We start from the raw sequence: 26449 nt of genomic DNA, 5'->3' as shown, positions 1-26449 counted from the left end.
GCGGCCGTCACGACCGCCCCCTCGAGTCGATCAGTCGACGGTGGGCTGGGAGACTTCGATACCCGAGTCGCCGAGGTTCTTGTCGAAGATCGCCTGCCAGATGTCGCCGCCGTCGGTGAACAGCTTGTTGATGTGCTCCTGCAGGGCCGCGTCGTCCTTCGCGAGGCCGACGCCGTAGCGCTCCTCGGTGAACGGCTCGCCGACGACCTTCAGGTTGTCAGGATCCTGAGCGGCGTAGCCGATGAGGATGGCCTGGTCGGTCGTGACCGCCTGGACCGTGCCGGCGAGCAGGTCCTCGACGCACGCGGAGTACAGGTCGAACTCCTTCGTGGGAACCTCCGGGAAGTTCGTGCGGATGTTCTGGATCGGCGTCGAGCCCGTCGCCGAGCACACCGTGGTGTCGGCGGAGAGATCCGCCTCGCTCTTGATGTCCTCGTTGTCGGCAGCGACCAGCAGACCCTGTCCGGTGATGAAGTACGGCCCGGCGAAGGCGATCTGCTCCTTGCGCTTGTCGTTGATCGAGTACGTGCCGACGTAGTAGTCCACGTCACCGTTCACGATCGCCTGCTCGCGGTTCGCGGAGGCGATCGGCTTGAACTCGATCTTGTCCTCGTCATACCCGAGGGATGCGGCGATCCAGCGGGCGATGTCGACATCGAAGCCGGTGCGCTCGTTCGTCGTCACATCGAGGAACCCGAGACCGGGCTGGTCCTCCTTGACGCCGATGACGACCTTGTCGCGCTCCTTGATGGCATCGAACGTGGGGCTGCCTTCGAGCTCGACGTCGGTGGCGACCTCGAACCAGGTCGACTCCTCGCCGCCCTCTTCGCCGCCGGTGCCGGCGCCGGGGTCGGACGGGCTGCCGCTGTTGCAGGCCGTGAGCGCCAGCAGGGCCACCGCCGCGATTCCGATGCCTGCCAGTGTCCGTGTGCGTCGCATGTGCGTCTCCTTCGTGTGCTGTGTGTGCAGGGTCTGTGAGGTCAGTGGGTGAGGAGCTTCGAGAGGAAGTCCTTGGCGCGATCGCTCTTCGGGTTCGTGAAGAACTCCTCGGGAGTCGCCTCCTCCACGATCCGGCCGTCGGCCATGAAGACGACGCGATCGGCGGCCTTCCGCGCGAAGCCCATCTCGTGGGTGACGACGATCATCGTCATGCCCTCCTGAGCGAGTCCGACCATGACGTCGAGGACCTCGTTGATCATCTCGGGGTCGAGCGCGCTCGTCGGCTCGTCGAAGAGCATCACCTTGGGCTTCATCGCGAGAGCGCGGGCGATCGCCACGCGCTGCTGCTGGCCGCCCGAGAGCTGCGCGGGGAGCTTCGAAGCCTGTTGCGCCACGCCGACGCGCTCGAGCAGGACCATCGCCTCCTTCTCGGCCTCCGCCTTCTTGAGCCCGCGCACCTTGATCGGGCCGAGGGTGATGTTCTCGAGGATCGTGAGGTGGGCGAAGAGGTTGAACGACTGGAACACCATGCCGACGTCGGCGCGGAGGTGTGCGAGCCCCTTGCCTTCGGCGGGAAGCGCCTTGCCGTCGATGCTGATGCTGCCGCTCGTGATCGTCTCGAGCCGGTTGATCGTGCGGCACAGCGTCGACTTGCCGGAACCGGAGGGGCCGATCACCACGACGACCTCGCCCGAGTTCACGGTCAGGTCGATATCGGTCAGCGCCTGGAAGTCGCCGTAGTGCTTCTGAACGTTGTCGACCACGACGAGGGGTGTATCAGAGGTCATCATTTCTCCAAACTAGCCAGGTCGTGCGCGGGGCTCCAGGAACGGGGCCGAGATTTACATGTTCGTGACACGGGACCGCACTCATCCGCGCGTCTCTGCGTGGATGATCCACGGCCCGCCCCCGCGGGCCGTGGATCAGGTCTCGCCACTGCGCTTCACCCCCGACGACTGCGAGCAGCGGGACCATCGATCGTGCACGATCGACCTCAGAGTGGCAGAGCGCCGATGCGCTGTCAGAGTTCTTGAGGATTTCTTGAGACTCGCTCGACGACTCAATCGCGCAGGTCGCGGTAGTACTCGATGGCACCCGGATGCAGCGCGACCGGACCGGTGAAGATCGCCTGACGCCGATCGAGCAGAGCTGCCGCCGGAACCTCTTCCGCGATCCGCGGACGCGCGTCGAAGAGGCCGGACAGCACGTCGCGCACGACGCCGTCGGGCGTGGATGCCGAGGTGACGAGGTAGTTGGGCACCGCCATGGTGGGCGCCGACTCCCGCAGACCGTACATGCCCTCCGGGACGTCGGCCGGACGATACGCATGCGAGTACTGCTCGTTCACCTCGACGACCCACTCCTGCTCGATCGGGAGCAGGCGCACCGGCATCCGCTCGGCGAGCTCCGCGATCCCCGGGGTCGGCAGCCCGCCCACCCAGAAGAAGCCGTCGATCTCGCCACGCTCCATCGCCTCGATGGAGCCGCTGAGATCGAGCTGCGCATTGCGGACGGATGCCGCGTCGACGCCCGCGGCATCCAGCACCCTGCTCGCGATGACGTTCACCCCGGAGTTCTCCGCTCCGAGGGAGACGTCCTTGCCGGCGAGATCGGCGATGCCCTCGATCTCGGAGTCTCCGCGCACGACGACGTGCAGGTACTCGTCGTACAGCCGAGCGACGGCCTCGATGGCCAGGGGCTCGGGGAATGCCCCGGCACCGGCCACGGCATCGGCCGCCGCATCGCCCTGCGCGAAGCCGATCAGTGCGTCCCCCGCGCTCACGCGCAGCAGATTGTCGACGGATCCGGCGGTCTCGTCGACCGACATCCGGATGTCCAGGGACCGCGACAGCTCGTCGGCGAGGTGGCCGCCGTAGTCGAAGTAGACGCCCGTGGACCCGCCGCCCGCGATCGTGTACTCCTCGCCGGTCCATTCGCTCGCACGCGACGTGCATCCCGCCATCGCGCCGAGCAGCACGAGCGCAGCGAAGGCGGCGACGATGCGGCGACGATGCGGCGACGCAGGGCGGTCACGAGGTCGCTCCGTCGCGGATCAGCAGCGACACGGTGAGTCCGTCGCCCTCGGCTGACGACACGGCCAGCTCCCCACCCACCGACGCCAGCAGGTCGGTCGCGATCGCGAGTCCCAGTCCGGAGCCGGGCGTGCTCCTGCTGTCGTCGCTGCGCCAGAACCTCTCGGCCGCCGATGCCGCCTGCTCATCGGTCAGACCGGGCCCCTGGTCGCGCACCGTGATCCGGCACACGTCGCCATCGCGCGCCGCTCCGACCTCGACGGTGGAGCCGGGCGGCGAGAACTTCACGGCGTTGTCGATGACCGCATCCAGGGCGCTCTCCACGATCGTCCGGTCGGTGACGCTCATGACCGAGCCCTCGCCGACCCGGCGGAGAGCGATCCCCTGCTGACCGGCGACGTCGCGCCAGGCGTCTGCGCGTCGGGCGGCCAGCGTCGCGAGGTCGACCGCGGAGATCGTGGAATCGCTGCGCCCGCCGCGCGCGAGACCCAGGAGGGTCTCGAGGATGCGGGCCATCCGGCGCCCCTCTTCTCTGGTCTCCTCGACATCTTCGCGCCACTCGTCGCCGAGGCCGGTGGCGAGGTGCTCGACACGCAGGAGCAGCGCGTTGAGCGGATTCCTCAGCTCATGCGAGGCGTTCAGCGCGAACTCCTGCTGTCGCGTCATCACCCGCTCGATCTCATCGGCCATGCCGTTGAAGACCCGCGTCATGCGGCGCAGCTCCGGCGGCCCCGTGTCCTCCGCGACGCGGGTGTCCATCTCCCCGCGCTCGATGGCCACCATCGCCTCGTCGAGCCGCCGCACCGGCGAGAGCACCCAGCGGGCGAGCCGGAACACCAGGAGCACGCCGAGCGCGATCAGGGCGACGGCGATCGCCGACAGCACCGTGATCTGCTGGAGGATCGCCGCACGGGGCGCGGCCACATCGGCCGAAACCAGCACCGCACCGATGACATCGCCGTCGTCGAACACGGGTTCGACGAGCGCCGCGTCGGCGACGATCCACGGGAAGACCGTTCCCGGGGGCTCGGCTCGTCGCCCCGACAGCGCGAGCCGCACGCGCTCCGCGTCCGCCTCGGACAGCACCGTGCCGTCGTCCTCCCCTGCCGCCCACACACTGCCGGCGAGGTCGAACACCATCACGTCGATGCCGTAGACCTCCCGGAACCTCATGACCTCCGCATCGACGACCGCGGAGCTGCCGGAGCGGAGCGACTGACGGGCGCTCGTGATGAAGTACCCGAGGTCGCCGAGCTGTTCGGCGTAGAACGCCTGCTGGATGCTGCGCGCGGCCCCCCATCCCGCGGCACCGCCGAGCGTGAGCAGGATCGCGACCAGCGGCACCAGGAACACGATGATCAGGCGACGGCGCATCGCTCAGGACCCCGCGAGGCGATAGCCGACGCCCCGTACTGTCTCGATGAGGCGGCGGTCTCCGGTCTTCCGGCGGATCGCTCCGACGTGGACCTCCAGCGAGTGGCCGAAGCCTCGCCAGTCGGTGTTCCACACCTCCCGGATGAGGCGCTCCTTCGGCACGGCGACACCGGGATACCGCGCGAGCACGGCCACGATGTCGAACTCCTTGCGGGTGAGGTCGATGGGTCCGCCATCAACCGTCACCTGCCGCGCCACGAGATCGATCTGCACCTCCCCGCCGTCGAGCAGCACGCGCGCCTCGGACTCGGCGCGCATCGGGCGCGAGCGCCGCGTCACCGCTTCTATGCGGGCAAGGAGCTCGTGCACGTCGTACGGCTTCACGACGAAGTCGTCGGCGCCGGCGCGGAGTCCCTTGATGCGCTCGGTGACCTGGTTGCGGGCCGTGACGATCACGATCGGCACGTCGGACCGACCCCGGATGCGACGGCACAGATCGATTCCATCGACATCCGGCAGACCCAGATCCAGCAGCACCACCTCCGTGTCGACCCCGAGGAGATCCAGAGCCGCAGCGCCGTCAGGGGCCCGGACGGTGGCGTAGCCCGAGCGCGCGAGGAACGCCTCGAGCGCAGCAGCGACGCGCTCGTCATCCTCCACGATCAGAATCCGCATCGACTCTGCTCCCCACGATCCCGCATCAGCCCACCGTGTCAGCCCGGAGAGGAAGCCCGCTGGGCGAAAGCGCTCTCGTAGAGGCAGACGCTGGCAGCGGTCGCGAGGTTCAGCGATTCGGCCCGTCCGAAGATGGGCAGCTTGAGCACCCGGTCGGCGAGGGCGAGGGCGTCGTCCTCCAGGCCCCGAGCCTCATTGCCGAACAGCCATCCCGTGGGTTCGGCCAGCAGACCGTCGGCGCGCGCCTCCAGCAGGTCGTCGCCCTTCACATCCGCGGCGAGAATGCGGAGCCCCGCGGCGTGCGCGCGCTCCACGACATCGGCGAGGTCGCCGGCGACCGACACCGGGAGGTGGAAGAGCGAACCGGTCGTCGCGCGGACCACCTTCGGGTTGTAGGGATCGACCGTCCGGCCCGTCAGCACGACGGCATCGGCACCGGCGGCGTCCGCGGCGCGGATGATGGTCCCGAGATTGCCCGGGTCGCGCACCTCATCGCAGATCGCGACGAGCCGCGGCAACGCCGCGAAGATGTCGCGCACCGAGGTGGGCGTCTGCTGGACCACGGCGACAAGACCCTGCGGGGTGACCGTGTCGGCCATCGCGTTGAGCACGTACTCCGTCACGTACTCGACGTCGATCTCGGCCTCTCCGGCCTTCGCCCGGATGTCGGGATGCTTCTCCCAGCCGTTCGGGGTCGCGAACAGCTCGACGATCGACTCGGGGCGGTAGGTGAGCGCCTCACGGACGGCCTGCGGACCTTCGAGAAGGAACAGGCCCGTCTCGGTTCTCGCGCTGCGTTTCGTCAGCTTCGCCACGGCGCGGACTCGGGGGGAGCGGGGGTTCTCCAGCACGATCACAGTCTAGGAGGCGCACGGCCGCTTCCCGCACCATCGGGATAGGGTGCGTCCATGGCGAACGATCCCCCGGCGTCCCCCGTCCGCCGGCGGGTCGCTCTCGCGGTCCTCGCCGCGGCGACGGTCGGTCTCGGGCTCTTCATCCATCGCAGCGCCGGCGGAACGATCGGCGACGTCACCGGCGACGCCCTCTACGCCGTGCTCATCTATCTTCTCGTCGCGCTGGTCGCACCGCGAGCGCGTCGTCCGGTGGTCGCGGTGTTCGCTTTCGCGGTGTGCACCGGTGTCGAGCTGCTGCAGCTCACCGCGCTGCCGCGAGAAGCGGCGGTGGTGTTCCCGCCGATCGAACTCGTCCTCGGATCCGGCTTCGATGCACGGGACATCGTCGTCTACGCCGCGGCCGTCGCCGCGGCATCCGTCATCGACATCGTCAGCACGCGAGTCATCATCGGCGCCGCATCCGGAAAAACAACAGGGCGCCCTCCCGAAGGAGAGCGCCCTGTCTGAACAGATGCTTACGCAGCCGACTTCGGTGCGTTGACGTCGGAGGGCAGAGCCTTCTTCGCCGTCTCGACCAGCGTCGTGAACGTCGCCGCGTCGTTGACCGCGAGGTCGGCGAGCATGCGACGGTCGACCGTGACACCCGCGAGGCCGAGGCCCTGGATGAAGCGGTTGTACGTGATGCCGTTCTGGCGCGCCGCAGCGTTGATGCGCTGGATCCAGAGACGACGGAAGTCGCCCTTGCGCTTGCGACGGTCACGGTACGAGTAGACCAGGGAGTGGATGACCTGCTCTTTGGCCTTGCGGTAGAGGCGCGAACGCTGACCGCGGTAACCCTTTGCGCGCTCGAGGATGACCCGGCGCTTCTTGTGGGCGTTTACTGCCCGCTTGACTCTTGCCATTTTCCTGTGTTCCTATTCGTGCGTTCGGGCGCGATCAGCGGCCGAGAAGCTTCTTCGCGACCTTGGTGTCAGCCTTCGAGAGCACCTGGTCCTGGTTCAGACGACGGGTGCGACGGCTCGACTTGTGCTCGAGGTTGTGGCGCATCCCGGCCTGCTGCTTCTTCAGCTTGCCGCTGCCGGTGATCTTGAAGCGCTTCTTAGCACCCGAGTGGGTCTTCTGCTTCGGCATCTTCTCTTCCTTCGTATGGCGCCTTATCAGGCGACGGTGTCAACCCGCGGTGCGGGAGTTCTGGGGGCGGATCACTCCGCCGAAGCCTCGGCCGGGACGTCGGTCTCGGTCTTGGCCTCGCGGGCAGCCTGCTTGTTCGCTGCGCGCTGCGCGTCGCGGACGGCGTTCTGCTCCTGCTTCGCCTCGGACTTGCTCTTCAGCGGGGCGACGATCATGACCATGTTGCGACCGTCGATGGTCGGGTTGGACTCGACCGTTCCGAGCTCGGCGACGTCTTCCGCGAACTTGCGCAGAAGTCGCACACCCTGCTCCGGGCGCGACTGCTCGCGACCGCGGAACAGGATCATGGCCTTGACCTTGTCGCCGGCCTTGAGGAAGCCCTCGGCGCGCTTGAGCTTGGTTATGTAGTCGTGCGCCTCGATCTTCAGACGGAAGCGGACTTCCTTGAGGATGGTGTTCGCCTGGTTGCGGCGAGCTTCCTTCTCCTTCTGGGCGGCCTCGTACTTGAACTTGCCGTAGTCCATGATCTTGACCACGGGCGGCTTCGAGTTGGGGGCCACCTCGACGAGATCGAGGTCGGCTTCCTGTGCCAGGCGCAGTGCCGCCTCGATGCGGACAACACCGATCTGCTCACCCGCGGGGCCGACGAGGCGGACCTCGGGGACGCGGATGCGCTCATTGGTACGGGGATCGCTGATGCGGAACTCCTTAGACGATGTGATTCGGCCACCGCGACGCGAGGTGCATCCCGGGCGAAATCGGAGTCGTCTCCCCACCCACCGGCATTCAGACGCCGGCTCTGCACCCTGCCTGCCGACCCCGTCGTGCAGACGGAACCGGTGGAGTGCAAGACCCGGTAGCCTTGAACGGCAAGCGCGGGTGGGAAGTGAATCCTCTTTCGTTCCAGAGCATGACGCTCCGGAGCCCGCCAAAGTCTAACAGAAGGCAAGGCGAAGTGACGAACCAGGTACCGGACGAGGCTGCACGCGAGCGCGAAGAGCGCTGGGCACGACAGGAGGAGGCAGCGTCATCGGCCACCCGGGACATCGCCGACGTCCCCGCCGTCGAGGTGATCACCACCGCGGCCGTGCACCTCATGAGCGCCGCAGCCGTGAAGCTCGGCCTCGCCGACGACCCCGATGCGGCGGCCCAGCTCGACCTCGACGAGGCCCGCAAGCTCATCAACGCCCTCGCCGGACTCATCACCGCGGGGGCCCCCGAGATCAGCGACATGCACGCGCGGTCGCTGCGCGACGGACTCCGTTCCCTGCAGCTCGCCTTCCGCGAAGCCTCCTCCATCCCCGACCCGATCGGCAAGGGGCCCGGGGAGAAGTGGACGGGGCCGGTCAACTAAGGCTTTCTTGGTTTTGTGAGCTCTGCGGGGGCGGGCGCAGCGCTCCCGCCTTCGCTCGCAGAGCGGGGTCCCTCCCGCTTCGCGGGCCCCTCCCGATGCTCGCTCCCGGCGGGATCGCTGCGCCCTCAGGTTGCGCGTCGTGAACGGCGCTCCGTTGACTGCGGCGGGGAAGTACGAGGTGCTGCGGGATCAGGGTTCGAGGACGAGAAGGCCGGCGGTGGACGGGCCGCCGCACTGCTCCGTGGAGTGAGTCCAGTCGATCTCGTGCTCGTTCTCGGCGAGGAGTGTGCCGTCGGCGGCGAAGACGCGCGCGGTGACGGCGTCGGGAACGGCCAGGAAGAGGAAATCGCCGAGCTCCTCGCCCACGGACGGGACGGTCGGGTCCGTGGACGGAGTCTCGGTGTCTTCGGGACCGACGGAGCAGCCGCCCGGGACGCACAGCTGCACGAAGACGTCGTCGCCGTAGGCGCCGGCATCCACCGTCAGGACGCTGATGTAGCCGATCGCCGGGCAGGCGGTCGCGCAGCCGGCAAGAGCCACCAGGAGCAGCCCCGTGAGGATCGCGGTCGCCGCTCTGCGCATGACGCCACCCTAGCGACAGCGGATCAGGCGCTGCGGCGCAGCTTCACCGTCAGGGAGTCGGCGAGCACCGCGATGCGATCGTCGGACGCCCAGCGCTGTGCCAGCCGCGCAAGGACGGCGTCGAGTACCTCGCGCTCCAGACCGTCGACGAGTTCGAGGATCACGATCAGCTCCGGACCGCGCAGGCGCGCATCCGGGTCACCGGCGGCGACCGCGACGTCGATCACGGCGAGCTCGTGCGCCACACTCTCCTGGAGAGCGCCGAACACCTCGGGTGAGAGGAAGCTCGGCTCCCACACGTGTCCCTGCGCGATCGCCCACACAGCCGGGCGGCGGATGACGAACTCCGTGTCGGATGTGGGGTCGAGCACGATGAGGTCGGTGTCGTCGGAGGATGCGGCGAGAGCCGCTCTCGTCGCCTCCACGGGGATCGGGCGTGCCGCGGCATCCCACCGCTGCATCGACTCGACCGACGAGAACACCGGCTGCACGCGGCGACCGTCAGGAGCGGCGACCGTGACGATCGAGAGCTCCTGGGTCTTGTCGACTGTGAGACCGGTGGGGCCGACGCCCTCGTCGCCCTTCTCGGCGACCAGAGGGATCAGCACGCGTGCGGAGCGGAACGCGTCGACGACCTCGACCTGCGACCCGTCTCCGGCGCGGAAGCGCAGCAGCGCGTCGAGCAGCGCCGGATCCGCGGACCCGTCGTCGTCTGTGTGCGGATTCGACTCGAAGCTTCGCCCCTCCCAAGGCACACCGGCGGAGTCGCCCGTGTTCCCGGGGGCTGCGGCATCGTGACCGTGGTCACCGTGCCCGCAGGCGTCGTCAGTCCCCTGCGACATCCAGCGCCTCAGCCAGCGTGAACGCCCCGGCATACAGCGCCTTGCCGACGATCGCGCCCTCGATGCCGAGCGGCACGAGCTCGCGGAGCGCGGCGATGTCGTCAAGATTCGAGATGCCGCCCGAGGCGACGACCGGCTTGGGCGTGCGCGAGGCCACCTCGCGCAGCAGCTCCAGGTTCGGGCCGCGCAGGGTGCCGTCCTTGGTGACGTCGGTCACGACGTAGCGGCTGCACCCGGCATCCTCGAGGCGGTCGAGCACCTCCCAGAGGTCACCGCCCTCCTTCGTCCAGCCACGAGCGGCGAGCGTCGTGCCGCGCACATCGAGGCCCACCGCGATCGCCTCGCCGTAGCGGCCGATCACGTCGGCAGCCCACTCCGGATTCTCGAGCGCTGCGGTGCCGAGGTTGATGCGGGTCGCACCGCTCTCCAGCGCCGCCTCCAGTGTCGCGTCGTCGCGGATGCCGCCGGAGAGCTCGACGTTGACGTGCTTGAACTGCTTGATGACCTTGCGGAGGATCGGCGCGTTGCTGCCGCGTCCGAAGGCGGCGTCGAGGTCGACGAGGTGGATCCACTGCGCGCCCTGGGAGACCCACTCCCCCGCCGCATCCAGCGGGTCGCCATAGCTCGTCTCCGTGCCGGCCTCACCCTGCGTCAGACGGACCGCCTTGCCGCCGGCGACATCGACCGCGGGGAGAAGGGTGAGCGAGGGGGACTGCGCGAAGTCGTTCATGGGTTCCTAAGCTCGGAATTTCAGATCCGTGGTCCGGCACACCCGTCTCGGACGCACGAGAACTGAGGGTACCGCGACCGAGGTCGGCCTCCAAATGCGGAGAAATGCGCGCGAAATGCAGGAGCTAGGCTGAGGGATCATGTCCGGACAGCACGAAGACGCCACGCCCTCCGCGACCCCGCCCGCGGGCGGGGATCAGCCGCCGCTCGTCGAGTCCGTCCCGCTGTTCCCGGCCGATGTCCCCCCGGTGCCGCCGCTGCCGACGACCGCCGCGGCGCCGCAGCCGCCGTATCGACGGACACGGGCCGCCGCCCGCGAGGTGCGCCTGGCGGAGGACCGCGACGATCAGTTCCCCGAGGACACCGTGCCGAGGCCTGCCGCGCCGGCGCCCGCATCACCTCCTCTGGTCACGTCGACGCCCACGCCTCCTGCGCCGGCCGCACCCCCGGTCGTCCCCTCCACGCCTGCCGCACCTCCGGTCGTCACGTCGGCGCCCGCCGCACCGGCACCCGCCGCACCTCCCGCCGCCTCGCCGGCACCGGCCGCGCCGTCCTTCGCGGTGCCTCCTGCCGCGCCCCATCCCGTCTTCGCGCCGGCACCCGGTGCGGCGCCCGTCGTCGAACCGGTGTCCCGCCGTGAGCTGCGCGAGCGGAACTCGTTCCTCCAGACGGAGCGCCCGGAAGAGCCGGCGCGCGAAGGAGCCCGCGGCGTTCTGAGCCGGCTCGGGTTCCGCGTGCGCCCTTCGGCCGAGGAGCAGTCGGCGCGCGACGACGAACTCGCGGTGAGCCAGCACTGGCCCGGCCCGCGCACCATCGCCGTCGTGAACGGCAAGGGCGGCGCAGGCAAGACACCGACGACGATCCTGCTCTCCGCGGTGTTCGCGCGGTATGGCGGCGCCGGCGTCCTGGCCTGGGACAACAATCAGACGCGCGGCACACTGGGCTGGCGCACCGACACCGGACCGCACGACCGCACGCTGCTCGAGCTCCTCCCCGAAGCCGGAAGACTGCTCGGCACCGGCGCCCAATCTGCCGACCTCGCGCATTTCATGCACCACCAGCCTCGGGAGAAGTACGACGTGCTGCGCTCGAAGCCCATCCGGCTCGCGCACGAGAACCGGCTGCGTCCGGACGACGTCGACGCCATCCATGCCGTGGCGGCGAAGTTCTACCGGCTGATCATCATCGACTCGGGCAACGACGAATCCGATCCCATGTGGCTCCGCATGATCGACCACGCGGATCAGCTGGTGGTCGCCACGACCACGCGCGCCGATCACGCCGAGGCCGGCGCACTGCTCCTCGAGGCGCTCGAGGATCGCGACGAGCGTTCAGCGCGGCTCGCTCGGGAGTCGGTCGTCGTGGTCTCCCAGGCCGACCCCAAGGCGACCGCGGCCGACATCGAGCACGTCGTGAGCGGCTATCGGGCGCTGGCCCGCGACGTCGTCAGCATCCCGTTCGACCACGAGATGGTCGATGGGCACCTGCGCTACGGCGCACTCGCGAAGCGTACCCAGCGCGCCTGGCTGGCCGCCGGAGCATCGGTCGCCCGAGGCTTCTGACCCGTCGCCGTCAGAGGCTTTCGACCCAGTTCCGCAGCAGCTGGATGCCGGCTTCGCCCGACTTCTCGGGGTGGAACTGCGTCGCCGACAGTGGACCGTTCTCCACGGCGGCGAGGAACGGGTCGCCGTACGTCGACCACGTGAGCACGGGCTGAGGGAACGGCGGGATGACGTCGAGTTCCCAGGACTGCGCGGCGTACGAGTGCACGAAGTAGAAGCGCTCCTGCTCGATTCCGCGGAACAGGATGCTGTCGGCACCGGGTTCGACCGTGTTCCAGCCCATGTGCGGCAGCACCGGGGCGTTGAGCTCGGTGACCGCACCGGGCCACTCGCCGAGTCCTTCGGTGTCGTGGCCGCGCTCGACGCCGTGCGTGAACAGCACCTGCATGCCGACGCAGATGCCGAGCACCGGTCGGCCACCGGCGAGGCGACGGTCGATGATCTCGTCTCCCCCATGCGCGTGCAGCGCGTCGCGCACGGCCTGGAACGCCCCGACGCCTGGAACCAGGAGCCCGTCGGCCTCGAGCGACTCCTTGCGATCGCGTGTGAGGACGGCATCCGCGCCCGCGGCGACGAGGGCTTTGACGGCCGAGTGGACGTTGCCCGACTCGTAGTCGAAGACGGCGACCCTGGGCGCTCGGCTCACAGTGCGCCCTTGGTCGAGGGCACGCCGTCGACCAGCGGATCGAGGGCCTTGGCCTGCCGGAACGCGCGGGCGAAGGCCTTGAACTCCGCCTCGGCAATGTGGTGGGGGTCGCGACCTCCGAGCACGCGGACGTGCACCGTCAGGGCGGCGTTGAAGGCGATCGCCTCGAACACGTGGCGCACGAGCGATCCCGTGAAGTGCCCGCCGATGAGGTGGTGCTCGAACCCTGCCGGCTCCCCCTCGTGCACGAGGTACGGGCGTCCGGAGATGTCGACGACGGCCTGCGCGAGAGCCTCATCGAGCGGGACCAGCGCATCGCCGTAGCGGGAGATGCCGGACTTGTCGCCAAGTGCCTGCAGGATCGCCTGGCCGAGCACGATGGAGACGTCTTCGACGGTGTGGTGCGCGTCGATGTTCGTGTCGCCCGATGCGCGGACCGTGAGGTCGGTCAGCGAGTGCTTCGCGAAGGCGGTGAGCATGTGGTCGAAGAACGGCACGGAGGTGTCGATGCGCGATGCACCGGTGCCGTCGAGGTTCAGTTCGAGCTCGACGGTGGACTCCGACGTGCTGCGCACACGGCTCGCGGTGCGCGGGTTCTGGGCGAGAGTGCTCATGAAGCCGATCCTATCGAGGCGAGGGCGTCGAGGAATGCGGTCGTCTCGGCCTCGGTGCCGGCAGTCACGCGGAGGTGGCCGGGGATCCCGACGTCGCGGATGAGCACGCCTCGATCGTAGAGCTGCTGCCACGTCGCACGAGGGTCGGCGACGCCGCCGAAGAGCACGAAGTTCGACCAGGACTCGTGAGGCGTGTAACCCAGAGCCTCGAGCGTCACCGAGATGCGGTCGCGCTGCTCGATGATCTCCTCGACCATGCCGAGCATGACGTCGGAGTTGCGCAGTGCCGCGACCGCGGCCGCCTGGGTGAGGGCGCTGAGGTGATACGGCAGCCGCACGAGGCGCAGCGCGTCGATGAAGGCCGGATCCGCTGCGAGGTACCCCACGCGGGCGCCGGCGAACGCGAACGCCTTGCTCATCGTGCGCGAGACGGCGAGGCGCGGACGGCCCTCGAGCAGGGTGAGAGCGGATGCCGCGTCGCGCGGCGCGAACTCCTGATAGGCCTCGTCGACGACGACGATGCCGCGTGCCTCTTCGTACACCGCTTCGATCACGTCGAGTCCGAGCGGAGTGCCCGTCGGGTTGTTCGGCGAGCACAGCAGAATCACGTCGGGGTCCACCGCACGGACCTGCTCCGCCGCCTCGTCGGGCGTGATCGTGTAGTCGGGCTGGCGCGTGCCGGCGATCCAGCGCGCACCCGTGCCCTGTGAGATGAGCGGGTACATGGAGTACGTCGGGGCGAAGCTGAACGCCGTGCGTCCGGGGCCGCCGAAGGCCTGGAGGATGTGCTGGAGAACCTCGTTGGAGCCGTTGCCCGCCCAGATCTGATCCGGGGTGAGACCGTGGCCGAGGTAATCCGCGAATCCCTCTCGCAGTGTCGTGAACTCGCGATCCGGATACCGGTTCACATCGCGGAGCGCGACGGCGATGTCGTCGAGGATGTCGCTCGCGACGGCGTCGGGAACCGGATGCGTATTCTCGTTGACGTTCAGCGCGATCGGGAGTGGTGCCTGCGGCGCACCGTACGGGGTGAGCCCGCGCAGATCATCACGGAGCGGGAGGGCGTCGAGTGAGGAAGTCACCCTTCCATGCTAGGCCGCGTGCCCACCGCGTGACGTCAGTCCGCGTACTGCGCCGGGATCGCGAGCTCCTGGCCGATCTGCAGTGCTCCACCGCGCAGCATGTTGAGCCGGCTGATCTCGCCGATCACATCGCGCGGGTCGGCGGTCGGGGCGACCGTGTTCGCGATCGACCAGAGCGTATCGCCCGGGAGGACCGTCACCGTCTGGAAGTCGGCCGTGCCGAAGCTGCCTGCGGTGTCGTCGCTCGCGGCGATGGCGCTACCACCACTGATCGCTGCGACCGCGATGCCGATCGCGAGCGGAACCGCGGCGACGGCCAGCAGGACGCCACGGCCACGAGCGGTCAGTCGCAACCGCGACCGCGTCGCCGGACGTGCCGGGATGACCGCTGCGGTGCTGATGCTGATGCTGCTCATGTCGGGCTCCTTACCCTGTCCCCGTCGGCTGGGCCGGCGGTGAAGTTGGCGTAGCGTTCGCATTCGCGTCTCGGCCGGGAGCCGTGAATGCGAAGCTACGTTCCGAAGATATCTTCGAGTTCGAACATCTGTCAACTGTTCTTCGAAATCGGATCCCCGAATCTTCCGACACGCTCGAACAGATCTTCCAGATCAGCCCGATACTCGGATACGGTTTCGATAAGAACACCCCACCACGGGCCTCCGACATTCGAAGAGGAACGTCGGATCGCGTACTGAAGGAGCATCATGAGCGAGAACTCAGCCCCGGAGCAGGAGGCTCCTCGGACGCGCCGTCGGAAGAGCCTCAGCCCGAAGCAGATGGCGATCCTCGAGGTCATCCAGACCTCCATCGCCCACCACGGCTACCCGCCGAGCATGCGCGAGATCGGCGACGCGGTCGGGCTCAAGTCGCTCTCGAGCGTGACCCACCAGCTCGGTCAGCTCGAGCTGAGCGGCTACCTGCGCCGCGACCCCGGCAAGACCCGCGCGATGGAGGTGCTGATCGACCTTCCCGGCACGAGCGGCGAGAACCCGGCAGACGTGGCCACGCCCGTCGGTGACGCCGCACTCGTCCCCCTCGTCGGCCGGATCGCGGCGGGCGTACCCATCACCGCGGAGCAGCAGGTCGAGGAGATCTTCCCTCTCCCCCGCCAGCTCGTGGGCAAGGGCGACCTCTTCATGCTCAAGGTCTCCGGCGAGTCGATGATCGATGCGGCGATCTGCGACGGCGACTGGGTCGTCATCCGCGCGCAGAACAGCGCGGAGAACGGCGAGATCGTCGCCGCCATGCTCGACGACGAGGCGACGGTGAAGACCTTCCGCCGCCGCGACGGGCACACCTGGCTGCTCCCCCGCAACTCCGCGTTCGAGCCCATCCTCGGCGACGAGGCCACCGTGCTCGGCAAGGTCGTGGCGGTGCTCCGCGCGGTCTGACCGGCATGGCCGACCGGCATCCGTCGATCACGACCACGAAAGCCGCCCTCCTGGACGTTCAGAAGGGCGGCTTTCGCTTTCACAGCGTGCCCGGACATGCACAGCTCACGCGCCGCAGCGCATGCCGCCTAGGCTCGAAACATGTCGTCACCGTACGGTTCCTGGCCTTCCCCCTTCTCCGCCGCATCCGTCGCGGCATCCGCTCCTCGCATCGACGGCGCACGGTTCGTCGGCTCGGAGATCTGGTGGGGCGAGTCGGTCCCTGCCGAGGGAGGGCGCGTGACCGTCCGCAGCTCGAGCGGCGCGGTGATCCTCCCCGCGCCGTGGAGTGCGCGGTCGCGCGTGCACGAGTACGGGGGCGGTGCCTGGACGGCGGATGCCGATGGCACGCTGTACTTCGTCGACGCGGGCGACCAGCGCGTGTACCGGCTCGTGCCCGGTGCAGCGCCGATGCCGCTCACCGCCGCGGGGCCATCGCACGGTGGGCTCAGCCTGCAGCAGGGGCGCCTTCTCGCCGTGCGGGAGGACCTTCGGGGAGATCCGCAGATCCGCGGGATCGTGGAGATCCCGACGGACGGGTCTGCGGCGGACGATCCGACGGCGATCGGCGTCCTGGTGCAGGGCAGTGCGTTCTTCGTGCATCCCGCTCTCTCCCCCGATGGGGCACGGATCGCGTGGGTCGAGTGGAGCGGGGTGCGGATGCCGTGGGAGAGTGCACTCCTGTCGGTCACGACGATCGAGAACCAGTCGTTCGCATCGGTCTCGACCACCGCCGCCCTCCAGCCCGAATGGCTCAGCGACACCGAGCTGCTCTACGCCGACGACCCGACCGGCCGCTGGCAGTTGCAGCGTCTGTCCCTGGACCCGCTGGCGCGTGTGAACACTCCGGAGGCGATCACTTCGAGCGACGCCGACACCGGCTACGGCCTCTGGGTGCTCGGCAACCGCTGGTACCAGCCCCTCGACGACGGCCGCATCGTCGCCGTGCGTACGAACGGCCGCGATGAGGTCGTCGAGATCGCCGCTGACGGCACCACCCGCACACTCGATGTCCCCTGCGACGGCCATGTGAGCGTCGACGACGTGTCCGGCTCGCGCGTGCTGCTCTCCGGCAACAGCTCGACGACGACGCCCGGCGTCTGGTGCGTCGACCTGGACTCCGGCGAGACGGTCGCCGTGACGGGCGGAGAACCGGTCGACACGGCCTGGATGCCGCCGGCCGCACCGATCCTCGTGGAGGGAGCCCATGGCCCGGTGCACGCGTTCGCATACGCGCCGGCCAACCCCGAGGCCGCGGCGCCGGCGGGAGAGCTGCCTCCGTACGTGGTCTTCGTGCACGGGGGTCCGACGGCGCACGTCACCGGCGCCGCGTCCGCCGCGATCGCCTTCTACACGAGCCGCGGCATCGGCGTGCTCGACGTCAACTACGGAGGCTCCACCGGCTACGGTCGCGCCTACCGCGACCGCCTGCACGGGCAGTGGGGCGTCGTCGACGTCGACGACGTGATCGCCGCCGCGCGGGGCCTCGCGGACGCGGGTCTCGCCGATCCCTCGCGCATCGCGATCCGCGGAAGCTCGGCAGGGGGCTGGACCGTCCTCTCGGCGCTGGTGCGCGGAGGCACGTTCGCCGCCGGGATCAGCCGCTACGGCGTCGCGGACCTCCGGATGCTCGCGGAGCACTCGCACGGCTTCGAGGAGCACTACATCACCGGACTCGTCGGCCCGCTTCCGGAGGCCGAAGCTCTCTACATCGAGCGTTCACCCCTCACGCACGCGGAACGCATCGACGTTCCCGTGATGCTGATGCAGGGCGGAGACGACCGCGTGGTGCCGCCCGCGCAGTCGGAGGCGATCCGCGACGCACTCGCCGCCAACGGCATCGATCACGAATACGTCGTCTATCCCGGCGAAGGGCACGGGTTCCGCAGCGGGACGACCATCGTGAACGCGCTGGAACGCGAACTGGCGTTCCTTGGGCGGGTGTTCGCCTTCACCCCGAGCCTCTGAAGCGCGGGGCCGTCTGAGGCGCTCGACTACTCGCCGACGCGGTTGCGCAGACGCATGGCCCGGTCGGCCTCGCGCGTGTCCTGACGCTCGCGCAGGGTCTGCCGCTTGTCGAACTCGCGCTTGCCCTTGGCGAGAGCGATCTCGACCTTGGCGCGACCGTCGGAGAAGTAGAGCTTCAGCGGGATCAGCGTGTAGCCGCCGGCCGAGACGGCGTGGGCGATCTTCTCGATCTCCGCGCGATGCAGCAGCAGCTTGCGGATGCGCTTCGCGGAGTGGTTGGTCCAGTGCCCCTGCGAGTACTCCGGGATGTGCACGGAGTCGAGGAACACCTCGTTGCCCTTCACGAACGCGTAGCCGTCACTGAGGTTGGCGCGCCCCTGGCGCAGCGACTTGACCTCGGTGCCGGTGAGCACCATTCCCGCCTCGTACGACTTCTCGATGTTGTAGTCGTGACGTGCGCGACGATTGGTCGCGACGACCTTCTCCCCGCGTTCCCTGGGCATGATGCTCCTGCTCTCTGTTGTGGCCAGCCCACCAGCCTACATCAGGTGCAGGAGGCGTCAGGTGCGCAGCCAGCGACGGATCGCGAAGCCGGCCGAGAGCGCGGCGAGGATCACGCCGATGCCGATCAGGACGGGCACCACCAGCGCGGCGTCCCCCATCGTGATCCACGTCGTGATGAAGGGCACGCGCCCGCGCAGATACCCGTTCACGCCGAAGTGCACGCCGGCCACCACCGCCGCACTGGCGAGTGCGGAACCGAGGAAGGCGGCGAACACGCCCTCAAGCACGAACGGCGTCTGGATGAAGCGGTTCGAGGCGCCGACGAGGCGCATGATGCCGATCTCCTTCCGCCGCGCATACGCCGACAATCGGATCGTCGTGCCGATCAGCAGCGTCGCCGCGATGAGCATCAGCACAGCGATGCCGACCGCGATGTAGGTCGCGACGGTCAGCGCGGAGAAGAGCGGTTCGAGGTACTGGAGCTGGTCCTGCACCTGCTCGACTCCCGCCTGGCCGCTGAAGGCTTCGGCGAGCACCTGCGACTGGCCGGGGTCCTTCATCGTGACGAAGAACACCTCGAACGCCTGGTCGGGCGTCAGCACGCTCGCCTGATCAGCGCCGAGCTGGTCGACGAGCTTCTGGTACGTCTCTTCCCTGGTGTCGAAGGTCATCGAGCTGATCAGCGGAGCGAGGGCCTCGCCTTCCAGCTGCGCGCGGACGGCCTCGACCTGCTCTTCGCTGGCCGTGCCGTCGATGCACGTGTCCGCTTCGGAGACCGCCGAGCACATGTACACCGCGACCTGGGCGCGCTCCGCCCAGTAGCCGCGCATGACGCCGATCTGCGACTGCATCAGGATCGCCGCGCCGACGAAGGTCAGCGACACGAACGTGACGAGCACGACGGAGATCACCATGGAGATGTTGCGCCGCAGGCCGCCCAGGGCCTCGGTGAGGATCAGACCGATTCTCATGAGGTCGGGCCCACTTCCTCGGCATCGTCGTCGGACAGGCCGAGGCGATCGGCGACGCCGAGCTCTGCGACGTCGACCTGCGGGAGGACGATCGGGTGCGTGCGCGGACCGACGGGGGCCGGCGTCTGCTCCTCGACCGGTGCGCGTCGCGCCTCGTCCGAGGGGACGGGGGCCACGGCATCCGCCTTCTGCGCTCCGGGTTCCGTCGGCCGGGTGAAGGCGGGTGCGGTCTGCGCGACGGGGGCCGGAGCGGATGCCGCGGCCTTGCGCTGCGCGTCGAGCTCCTCGGCGAGAGCGGCGCGGACCACGGAGAGGTCGGCGGTCTGCCGCTGCACCTCCTGCACGGCCGTCAGAGCGGCGGCCGCCGCGGCGCCGCGCACCTCCTCCGGCACGAGCCGCGGGATGTTCGAGGTGTCGCCGTAACCGCCGTGCACCTCGTCGCGCACCATCTCGCCGTCGCTGAGCTCGATCACGCGACGCTGCATCGCGTCGACGAAGCCGGCCTCGTGCGTGGCCATCAGCACGGTGGTGCCGCCGGCGTTGATGCGGGCGAGCAGCTGCATGATGTCGACCGAGGTCCCCGGGTCGAGGTTTCCGGTGGGCTCATCGGCGAGCAGCACCTGCGGCCGGTTGACGAGAGCACGGGCGATCGCGACGCGCTGCTGCTCACCGCCGGACAGCTCATGCGGCATCCGCTTCTGCTTGCCGTCGAGCCCGACGAGGGCGAGCGCCTCGGGAACCGCCTGCTGGATGAAGCCGCGCGAAGAACCGGTCACCTGCAGCGTGAACGCCACGTTCTGGTACACCGTCTTCGACGGGAGGAGCCGGAAGTCCTGGAACACCGAGCCGATGTGACGCCGGAAGTAGGGCACCTTCCCGTTGGCAAGGGAACGCAGATCGCGCCCGAGCACGGCGACGCGGCCCGATGTGGGCACGTCCTCGCGCAGGATCAACCTCAGACAGGAGGACTTGCCGGAACCCGAGGCGCCGACGAGGAAGACGAACTCCCCGCGCTGCACTTCGAAGTCGACACCGGACAGCGCGGGCTTCGACGTCCCGCGGTAGTGTTTCGTGACGTTCTCGAACCGAATCATGGCGCTACGAGCCTAAGCGCCGCCTCTCGGCATGCCGCGAGCGACACCCCGCGCGGCGGACGCTGCCATCCGGAAACGTCCGCACGATGTCGGCCTGATCGACGTCGTCCTCCACTGCTATACATGGAGTGGCGATACACGCGATTCCGCGCGCCGAGGACTTCGAGGGGGACACCATGACGACACCTGCCGGTTGGTACGACGACGGATCCGGACGCCAGCGCTGGTGGGACGGCCAGCAGTGGACGGAGCACTTCGCTCCCGAGGCTCCTGCTGCTCCCGAGGCTGCCGCTCCCGAGGTTCCGGCCGAGCCCGAAGCGCCCGCCGTCGACGATGCGCCCACCGTCGATGAGACCCCCGCCGCCGACGTCCCCGCCGCCGAGACCGCGGCGACGCCCGACCACGCAGCCGTCACGTCTGCGCCGGAGGCCGTCGAGGAGGCAGTCGTCGCGCCCGAGCCCCCGCAGGCCTGGTCGCCTGCTCCTGCCGATGATGCGTCGCAGACCGCGGCCTTCGCCGCCCCCGGCGCCACCGCCCCCACGACTCCGCTGGGAGGCGCCCCGTACCCCGGTTCGACCGCGGCGGTCCCGCCGGTCCCTCCGATCTCGCAGAGCGGAGCACCGGCCTATCCCGGATCCGCGGCTCCGGCCTATCCTGCTGCTCCCGGCGCCTACCCGGCCAGCGGGGGCGCCTACCCTTCCGCCGGGGCGTATGCCGCCGGCGGATACCCGGCGTCTGCGCCGTATGCGGCGCCTGCTCCGACCGGCCCGAAGAAGATGTCGGTCCTCGGACTCGTCGGGCTCGGGCTCGCGGCTCTCGGCCTGATCCTCGCCTTCATCCCGTTCACGCTGCCGTTCGCATGGATCCTCCTCGCCGCGGGCTTCATCGTGTCGCTCATCTCCCTCTTCCTCAAGGGCAAGAAGTGGCCGGGCATCACCGGTCTCGGAGTCTCCATCGTCGGCGCGATCGTCGCCTTCATCATGGGCTTCGTCTTCCTCTTCGCACTCGCGAACGAGATCGAGGACGCGATCCCGGACCCGATCCCCACCTCCGACACGGGCACCGATGAGGGCACCGACGAGAGCGCGCCGCCCGCAGATGTCGCCGAAGGCCGCATGGGCGAGCCCGTGACCGTGCAGCAGATGTCCGGCACCGGCGAGGTGACGGTGAACTCCGCGACCTGGAGCCCGACGAACGACTCCGGCTTCGACCCGAGCAACGGCGGCTACCTGCTCGTCGATCTGACATGGAAGACGCTCGACGGCACGACCTACGTCAACCCGCTCTACTTCTCCATCGAGACGGCCGAGGGTGCCCCGGGCGACTACGACATCTTCGGCGATGCGACTCTGGAGTCCAGCGAGCTTCCCGCCGGACAGACGACGCAGGGAACGGTCTCGTTCGACGTCGCCCAGAGCGGGTCGTACGTCATCATCATCACCGACGAACTCCTGCAGGAGGTCGCACGGGTGACGGTGGAGCCCTCGGCCGGCTGATCGCCGACCGCCGAAAAGACAACAGGAAAGATCGATGACGACACCTGCGGGCTGGTACGACGACGGTTCCGGAATCCTGCGGTGGTGGGACGGGCAGCAGTGGACGGCTCACGTGCGCACCGCGCAGGTCGCACCGGAGGCGCCGCCCGCAGCTGTCGCACCCGAGGCGCCCGCCACAGCTGTCGCACCGGAGGCGGTGGCGTCGAGCGCCGCCGCCGAGCCTGAGCCGTTCGTGCCGCCGTACGCCGTGCAGGCGCAGGTCGGGTATCCGGGTGCGGCATCCGCTCCGGCATACCCCGCGGCGGCGGTGACGGGATACCCCGGCGCCGCCCCGTCGCCGGCACCGGCACCGGCACCGGCACCGGCACCGGCACGCAGGATCTCCGTGCTCGGAATCATCGGCCTCGCCGTCGCGGTGCTCGGCGTCGTTCTCGCGTGCGTGCCGCCGATCGCGACCGTCGGCTGGATCGTGCTCGGACTCGGGTTCCTGACCTCTCTCGTCTCGCTCTTCCTCCGAGGGGCGAAGTGGCCGGGGATCACGGGCATGGGCGTGACCGTCTTCGGCACGGTCCTTGCGCTCGGAGTGTCCCTCCTCGCGCTCGGAATCGATTCGACCGTGGGGGCGGATCCCGTCCCGGTCGCCACGCCCAGCGAGCGTCCGCCGGCCGATGACTCGACGGAGGGGACGACCGATCCCTCCGAGATCGAGGGCGCCGAGATGGTGCCCTTCGCGGAGCTCGCGGTCGGCGACTGCATGCCCCTCGTCGAGTACGACCCGGACGAGGAGATCTTCGAGCTGCCGGTCGTCCCCTGCGATCAGCCGCACACCGACGAGGTCTTCTTCATCCACCAGGTTCCTGACGGCGACTTCCCCGGCGACGATGCCCTCTACGACCTGGCGTGGGACGCGTGCCTCGCGGAGTTCGAGGGCTTCGTCGGTCTCTCGTACGAGCAGTCCGAACTGGACTTCTATCCGTACACCCCGACCAAGAGCTCGTGGATGCGGTGGCGCGACCGCACCGTCCACTGCATCATCTTCAGCTACGACGACGTGACGACCTCGCTCAAGGGCGCGGCCCGCTGAGCTGATCGTCGGTCCACGAGAAAGGCCCCGGATTCCTCCGGGGCCTTTCTCGTGCTCTCAGTCCTCGATCTTGCGCTTGCGCCAGCGGATGCCGGCGGAGATGAAGTCGTCGAGGTCGCCGTCGAACACGGCGGCCGGGTTTCCGGACTCCTGCCCGGTGCGGAGGTCCTTGACGAGCTGCTGGCCGTAGAGGAAGTACGAGCGCATCTGGTCGCCCCAGCTCGCGGTGATGTTGCCCGCGAGCTCCTTCTTCTTCGCCGCTTCCTGTTCCTTCTGCAGCAGCAGGAGGCGGGTCTGCAGCACGCGCATGGCAGCCGCGCGGTTCTGGATCTGCGACTTCTCGTTCTGCATCGACACGACGATGCCGGTCGGGAGGTGCGTGAGGCGCACGGCGGAGTCTGTCGTGTTGACCGACTGTCCACCGGGGCCGGACGAGCGGAAGACGTCCACGCGGATGTCGTTCTCGGGGATCTCGACCTCGGTCGCCTCTTCCATCAGAGGAATGACCTCGACGGCGGCGAACGACGTCTGGCGCTTGTCGGCTGATCCGAAGGGGCTGATGCGGGCGAGACGGTGTGTGCCGGCCTCGACCGACACCGTGCCGAACGCGTAGGGCGCATCGATCTCGAAGGTCGCGGACTTGATGCCCGCACCCTCCGCGTAGGACGTGTCCATGACCTTCACGGGATACTTGTGGCGCTCGGCCCAGCGCAGGTACATGCGCATGAGCATCTCGGCGAAGTCGGTGGCGTCGTCGCCGCCGGCTCCCGAGCGGATCGTGATGATGGCGGAGCGCTCGTCGTATTCGCCGTCGAGGAGCGTCTGCACCTCGAGCTGGTTGATGACGTCGGTGAGCGCGGCGAGCTCGGTGCGGGCCTCCAGCGCGGATTCCTCGTCACCCATCTCGTTGGCGAGCCCGATGAGCACCTCGAGGTCGTCGAGCCGCGAGGCGATGCCGGTGATCCGGGCGAGCTCGGACTGGCGGTGGCTGAGGGCGCTGGTCACCTTCTGCGCGCGCTCGGTGTCGTCCCAGAGGTCGGGGGCGCCGGCTTCCTCGCTGAGCCTCGCGATCTCGTCGCGGAGGTGGGAGACATCGACGACCTCGCTGATGTCGCCGAAGGTGTGCCTGAGCGCCTGGATTTCGGCGGAGAGATCTAGTTCGAGCATGACACCTCAGCCTAACGTGCCACCTGCTCGCGCGGGGACGCCACGTCTCGCGGCATCCGCGGACGGGGGTAGCGTGAGTGCGTGAGCAGTGCATCGACCGTCCTTCGACAGTTCGGGCCGATGGTGTACCTGCCGACGATCCTCTTCGCGGTGGGCGAGGGCGCGGTCATCCCGCTCATCCCGGTGATCGCCGCATCGATGGGAGCGGATGTCGCGTTCGCGGCGCTCGTCGCGTCCGCCCTCGTGATCGGACAGCTGTGCGGCAATCTCCCCGCCGGATGGGCCGTAGGGCGCATCGGCGAGAGGTTCACGATGGTGATCGCCGGGGTGATCGCGATCCTCGCCGCGGTCGGCATGGTGCTCGCCCCGTCGCTCGGCGTGCTCACGGCATCCGTCTTCCTCCTCGGGATGTGCGCTGCCGCGTTCGGTCTCGCGCGGCACGCGTTCATGACCACGCGCGTGCCCGTGGCGTTCCGAGCGCGTTCGCTGTCGCTGCTGGGCGGGAGCTTCCGTCTGGGCATCTTCATCGGCCCGTTCATCGCCGCAGGCCTCCTGCAGCTCTTCGGCAACGAGCAGGCCGCGATCTGGTTCTTCCTGGGCTGCCTGGTCGCCATGGTGCTGCTCGTGCTGTTCGGACCCGATCCCGAGAAGACGATCCCGGCGATCACGCAGGTGCGGTACGCCGAGGACTCCGGCGAGCCGGTCAGCGGATCGATCCCGACGATCGAGCGCGCGGGCATCTTCCAGACGATGTGGCGGCAGCGGGCTGTGCTCGGCCGCCTCGGACTGGCGGCTGCCTCGCTGTCGGCGGTGCGGTCGGCACGGCAGGTCGTACTTCCTCTGTGGGGCCTGTCGCTCGGGCTGGACGCCACGACCATCGCGATCGTGGTCGGCGTCTCCGGCGCGATCGACTTCGCCCTCTTCTACGCGAGCGGCCAGGTGATGGACCGCTTCGGCCGCCTGTGGGCGGCGATGCCGGCGATGGTGCTGATGGGTGCGGGGTTCCTCGCGATGTCGTTCACGCACGACCTCGACGCGTCGGTGCTCTGGTTCGGCCTGTTCGCGGGCGTGCTCGGCGTGGGGAACGGACTGTCGAGCGGCATCCTGTTGACTCTCGGCGCCGACGTCGCGCCGAAGCGCGAGCCCGCGGCGTTCCTCGGCTCCTGGAGGACTCTGACGGATGCCGGCGGAGCGATCGCTCCGCTGCTGGTCGCCGCGATCACCGCGGTGTCGGCTCTGCCGTTCGCCGCCGCAGCCATGGGCGTCATCAGTCTTCTCGGTGCTGCCGGATTCCTGCGCTGGATCCCGAGGTTCGTGCCGCGCGCGCGACCGGAGACGGAGAACGAATGAGCCGGATGCTGTCCGCAGACGTGCATCGGCTGGTCGCCGAGTTCCTGCCGAGGTCGGAGCGGGATCGCGCGGCGCAGGAGGACTTCGCCTCGTTCTTCTCCGACGACGACGGGCCCGTGCGGCGGGAGTCCGGCCCCGACCATGCGACCGCCTCGTGCGTCGTGTTCGACGAGACGCTCACGCAGACCCTGCTCGTCTTCCACGGCAAGGGTCGGTTCTGGGTGCAGCCGGGAGGGCACGCGGAAGACGGTGACGCGTCGATCGTGGACGCCGCGCTGCGCGAGTTGCGCGAGGAGACGGGCATCGAGACGGCCGTGCCGACCTCTCCCCTGGCCTACGACCTGGATCACCACGGGCTCTCATCCTCGTTCGGACGCTGCGCCTCCCATCTCGACATCGGGATCGCGGTGATCGTCGACCCCCAGCTCGCGCTGACCGTGAGCGACGAGTCCGAGGATGTGCGCTGGTGGCCTGTCGACGCACTACCCGCCGAGGTGCCGGCGCAGCTCGAGCCGCGGCTGGCGGGACTGCTCGAACGGTTGCGATCGCAGCGCTAGTCCGCGCGGTGGAACGTGGCGTGAGCGCCCCCGACGTCGAGGACGCGCAACTCATCGCGGTCGAGCAGTTCGAACGACGTGATGCCGGCGCGATCCAGAGCGAAGACGTCGGGGCAACCGCCAATGCCGGGGATGCTCAGGGATGTCGCCTCGACATCGTTGCCCTCGACAGTCCATGTTCCGGAGACCACGCACAGACCGCCCATGGCGAAGGTGCCGTCCGCCTGGATTCTCAGCCGTGCTTCGTCGGTCACCTCCGACTCCCATTCACCCATCACGTCGTCCGGGCTCAGCGTGATCTCGGGCGTCGGAGCGGGTTCGGGTTCCGGCGACGTGCAGGCGACCAGCGCGAGCGCCAGCAAAAGGCACGACGTGGAGGATACGAGGGCGAGGACGCGGGGAGCCATATCT

Annotated in this window: 30 protein-coding genes; 9 read left to right on the top strand and 21 right to left on the bottom strand. The window is 69.1% G+C overall.

All coding sequences use genetic code 11. From position 1 onward, the window contains the following. Positions 1–30: 30 nt before the first annotated feature. From ABD648_RS20090 to ABD648_RS20065, 6 genes are all read right to left on the bottom strand, one after another. Positions 31–939: a glutamate ABC transporter substrate-binding protein gene (locus ABD648_RS20090; protein WP_282216687.1), complete on the bottom strand. Its 909-nt coding sequence runs from the start codon at positions 937–939 to the stop codon at positions 31–33. Between the two features lie 41 nt (positions 940–980). Then, on the bottom strand, positions 981–1730 hold the full coding sequence (locus ABD648_RS20085) for an amino acid ABC transporter ATP-binding protein (RefSeq protein ID WP_425561737.1): 750 nt from the start codon (positions 1728–1730) through the stop codon (positions 981–983). A gap of 269 nt (positions 1731–1999) precedes the next feature. After that, on the bottom strand, positions 2000–2941 hold the full coding sequence (locus tag ABD648_RS20080; protein WP_282217462.1) for a TAXI family TRAP transporter solute-binding subunit: 942 nt from the start codon (positions 2939–2941) through the stop codon (positions 2000–2002). Positions 2942–2969: 28 nt separating this feature from the next. Further along, a complete protein-coding gene (locus tag ABD648_RS20075; protein WP_282216686.1) occupies positions 2970–4346 on the bottom strand; it encodes a sensor histidine kinase in 1377 nt (458 codons plus the stop codon). 3 nt (positions 4347–4349) lie between these two features. Further along, the gene (locus ABD648_RS20070; protein WP_282216685.1) at positions 4350–5021 is read right to left on the bottom strand and encodes a response regulator transcription factor; all 672 of its coding nucleotides are present in this window, start codon (positions 5019–5021) and stop codon (positions 4350–4352) included. A 38-nt stretch (positions 5022–5059) separates the two neighbouring features. Continuing rightward, positions 5060–5872, bottom strand: coding sequence for a TrmH family RNA methyltransferase (locus ABD648_RS20065; protein WP_282216684.1), 813 nt, complete (start codon positions 5870–5872; stop codon positions 5060–5062). Between the two features lie 57 nt (positions 5873–5929). Here ABD648_RS20065 and ABD648_RS20060 point away from each other — a divergent pair, with 57 nt between their 5' ends. After that, on the top strand, positions 5930–6382 hold the full coding sequence (locus ABD648_RS20060) for a ribosomal maturation YjgA family protein (protein ID WP_282216683.1): 453 nt from the start codon (positions 5930–5932) through the stop codon (positions 6380–6382). An 8-nt stretch (positions 6383–6390) separates the two neighbouring features. Here the strand turns inward: ABD648_RS20060 and rplT are convergent, their stop codons facing one another. The 3 genes from rplT to infC form a co-directional block, all read right to left on the bottom strand. Continuing rightward, positions 6391–6777 (bottom strand): 50S ribosomal protein L20, encoded by a 387-nt coding sequence (gene rplT, locus ABD648_RS20055; RefSeq protein WP_029262486.1) that lies wholly within the window; start codon positions 6775–6777, stop codon positions 6391–6393. Positions 6778–6811: 34 nt separating this feature from the next. After that, positions 6812–7006, bottom strand: coding sequence for a 50S ribosomal protein L35 (rpmI, locus tag ABD648_RS20050; RefSeq protein WP_017828564.1), 195 nt, complete (start codon positions 7004–7006; stop codon positions 6812–6814). Positions 7007–7077: 71 nt separating this feature from the next. Beyond that, positions 7078–7704, bottom strand: a complete 627-nt coding sequence (gene infC, locus ABD648_RS20045) for a translation initiation factor IF-3 (RefSeq protein ID WP_282217461.1) — start codon at positions 7702–7704, stop codon at positions 7078–7080. A gap of 257 nt (positions 7705–7961) precedes the next feature. On the opposite strand from infC, the gene ABD648_RS20040 reads away from it, so the two are divergent. Beyond that, positions 7962–8360, top strand: coding sequence for a DUF1844 domain-containing protein (locus tag ABD648_RS20040; protein WP_282216682.1), 399 nt, complete (start codon positions 7962–7964; stop codon positions 8358–8360). A 189-nt stretch (positions 8361–8549) separates the two neighbouring features. Here the strand turns inward: ABD648_RS20040 and ABD648_RS20035 are convergent, their stop codons facing one another. The 3 genes from ABD648_RS20035 to priA are packed head-to-tail and all read right to left on the bottom strand — an operon-like array spanning position 8550 to position 10514. Next, on the bottom strand, positions 8550–8942 hold the full coding sequence (locus ABD648_RS20035; protein ID WP_282216681.1) for a hypothetical protein: 393 nt from the start codon (positions 8940–8942) through the stop codon (positions 8550–8552). A gap of 23 nt (positions 8943–8965) precedes the next feature. After that, on the bottom strand, positions 8966–9784 hold the full coding sequence (locus ABD648_RS20030; protein WP_282216680.1) for an SseB family protein: 819 nt from the start codon (positions 9782–9784) through the stop codon (positions 8966–8968). Further along, entirely contained in the window at positions 9768–10514 is a 747-nt protein-coding gene (gene priA, locus ABD648_RS20025) for a bifunctional 1-(5-phosphoribosyl)-5-((5-phosphoribosylamino)methylideneamino)imidazole-4-carboxamide isomerase/phosphoribosylanthranilate isomerase PriA (protein WP_282216679.1), read from the bottom strand. The genes ABD648_RS20030 and priA overlap by 17 nt, the downstream gene beginning before the upstream one ends. Before the next feature lie 139 nt (positions 10515–10653). On the opposite strand from priA, the gene ABD648_RS20020 reads away from it, so the two are divergent. Continuing rightward, positions 10654–12075 (top strand): MinD/ParA family ATP-binding protein, encoded by a 1422-nt coding sequence (locus ABD648_RS20020; protein WP_282216678.1) that lies wholly within the window; start codon positions 10654–10656, stop codon positions 12073–12075. A 10-nt stretch (positions 12076–12085) separates the two neighbouring features. Here ABD648_RS20020 and hisH read toward each other — a convergent pair whose 3' ends face one another. Genes hisH through ABD648_RS20000 form a run of 4 tightly spaced genes read right to left on the bottom strand, consistent with a single transcriptional unit; the run spans position 12086 to position 14833 of the window. Next, positions 12086–12721 (bottom strand): imidazole glycerol phosphate synthase subunit HisH, encoded by a 636-nt coding sequence (gene hisH / locus ABD648_RS20015; protein WP_282216677.1) that lies wholly within the window; start codon positions 12719–12721, stop codon positions 12086–12088. Continuing rightward, on the bottom strand, positions 12718–13335 hold the full coding sequence (gene hisB, locus ABD648_RS20010) for an imidazoleglycerol-phosphate dehydratase HisB (RefSeq protein WP_116636477.1): 618 nt from the start codon (positions 13333–13335) through the stop codon (positions 12718–12720). The genes hisH and hisB overlap by 4 nt, the downstream gene beginning before the upstream one ends. Then, positions 13332–14417 (bottom strand): histidinol-phosphate transaminase, encoded by a 1086-nt coding sequence (locus tag ABD648_RS20005; RefSeq protein ID WP_282216676.1) that lies wholly within the window; start codon positions 14415–14417, stop codon positions 13332–13334. Before ABD648_RS20005 ends, hisB begins: the two co-directional genes overlap by 4 nt. 35 nt (positions 14418–14452) lie before the next feature. Further along, entirely contained in the window at positions 14453–14833 is a 381-nt protein-coding gene (locus tag ABD648_RS20000) for a LysM peptidoglycan-binding domain-containing protein (protein WP_282216675.1), read from the bottom strand. A 288-nt stretch (positions 14834–15121) separates the two neighbouring features. Here ABD648_RS20000 and lexA point away from each other — a divergent pair, with 288 nt between their 5' ends. Next, positions 15122–15808, top strand: a complete 687-nt coding sequence (lexA, locus tag ABD648_RS19995; RefSeq protein WP_282216674.1) for a transcriptional repressor LexA — start codon at positions 15122–15124, stop codon at positions 15806–15808. Positions 15809–15949: 141 nt separating this feature from the next. Next, the gene (locus tag ABD648_RS19990) at positions 15950–17815 is read left to right on the top strand and encodes an alpha/beta hydrolase family protein (RefSeq protein WP_282216673.1); all 1866 of its coding nucleotides are present in this window, start codon (positions 15950–15952) and stop codon (positions 17813–17815) included. A gap of 26 nt (positions 17816–17841) precedes the next feature. Here the strand turns inward: ABD648_RS19990 and smpB are convergent, their stop codons facing one another. From smpB to ftsE, 3 genes are read right to left on the bottom strand one after another with little or no spacing between them, the layout of a single operon-like run. Beyond that, positions 17842–18318: an SsrA-binding protein SmpB gene (smpB, locus tag ABD648_RS19985; RefSeq protein WP_282216672.1), complete on the bottom strand. Its 477-nt coding sequence runs from the start codon at positions 18316–18318 to the stop codon at positions 17842–17844. 57 nt (positions 18319–18375) lie between these two features. Then, complete coding sequence (gene ftsX / locus ABD648_RS19980; RefSeq protein WP_282216671.1) at positions 18376–19290, bottom strand: permease-like cell division protein FtsX; 915 nt, start codon at positions 19288–19290, stop codon at positions 18376–18378. Further along, entirely contained in the window at positions 19287–20384 is a 1098-nt protein-coding gene (gene ftsE / locus ABD648_RS19975; RefSeq protein ID WP_282216670.1) for a cell division ATP-binding protein FtsE, read from the bottom strand. The genes ftsX and ftsE overlap by 4 nt, the downstream gene beginning before the upstream one ends. Positions 20385–20560: 176 nt before the next feature. Here ftsE and ABD648_RS19970 point away from each other — a divergent pair, with 176 nt between their 5' ends. Together ABD648_RS19970 and ABD648_RS19965 are read left to right on the top strand one after the other, a co-directional pair. After that, positions 20561–21880, top strand: coding sequence for a DUF2510 domain-containing protein (locus ABD648_RS19970; RefSeq protein ID WP_282216669.1), 1320 nt, complete (start codon positions 20561–20563; stop codon positions 21878–21880). Positions 21881–21914: 34 nt separating this feature from the next. Beyond that, complete coding sequence (locus ABD648_RS19965) at positions 21915–22964, top strand: DUF2510 domain-containing protein (protein ID WP_282216668.1); 1050 nt, start codon at positions 21915–21917, stop codon at positions 22962–22964. 57 nt (positions 22965–23021) lie between these two features. On the opposite strand, the gene prfB is transcribed toward ABD648_RS19965, so the two are convergent. Further along, positions 23022–24131 (bottom strand): peptide chain release factor 2, encoded by a 1110-nt coding sequence (gene prfB / locus ABD648_RS19960; RefSeq protein WP_282216667.1) that lies wholly within the window; start codon positions 24129–24131, stop codon positions 23022–23024. 120 nt (positions 24132–24251) lie between these two features. On the opposite strand from prfB, the gene ABD648_RS19955 reads away from it, so the two are divergent. Both ABD648_RS19955 and ABD648_RS19950 read left to right on the top strand, forming a co-directional pair. After that, entirely contained in the window at positions 24252–25481 is a 1230-nt protein-coding gene (locus ABD648_RS19955; protein ID WP_282217460.1) for an MFS transporter, read from the top strand. A 5-nt stretch (positions 25482–25486) separates the two neighbouring features. After that, complete coding sequence (locus ABD648_RS19950; protein WP_282216666.1) at positions 25487–26038, top strand: NUDIX hydrolase; 552 nt, start codon at positions 25487–25489, stop codon at positions 26036–26038. Here the strand turns inward: ABD648_RS19950 and ABD648_RS19945 are convergent. Beyond that, positions 26035–26445 (bottom strand): hypothetical protein, encoded by a 411-nt coding sequence (locus ABD648_RS19945; RefSeq protein WP_282216665.1) that lies wholly within the window; start codon positions 26443–26445, stop codon positions 26035–26037. The two genes, ABD648_RS19950 and ABD648_RS19945, sit on opposite strands and share 4 nt — an antisense overlap. Positions 26446–26449: the final 4 nt, after the last annotated feature.

Source organism: Microbacterium luteolum (genome assembly GCF_039533965.1).
Taxonomy (GTDB): Bacteria; Actinomycetota; Actinomycetes; order Actinomycetales; family Microbacteriaceae; genus Microbacterium; species Microbacterium luteolum.
This window is presented reverse-complemented; position numbering and strand designations above follow the sequence as displayed.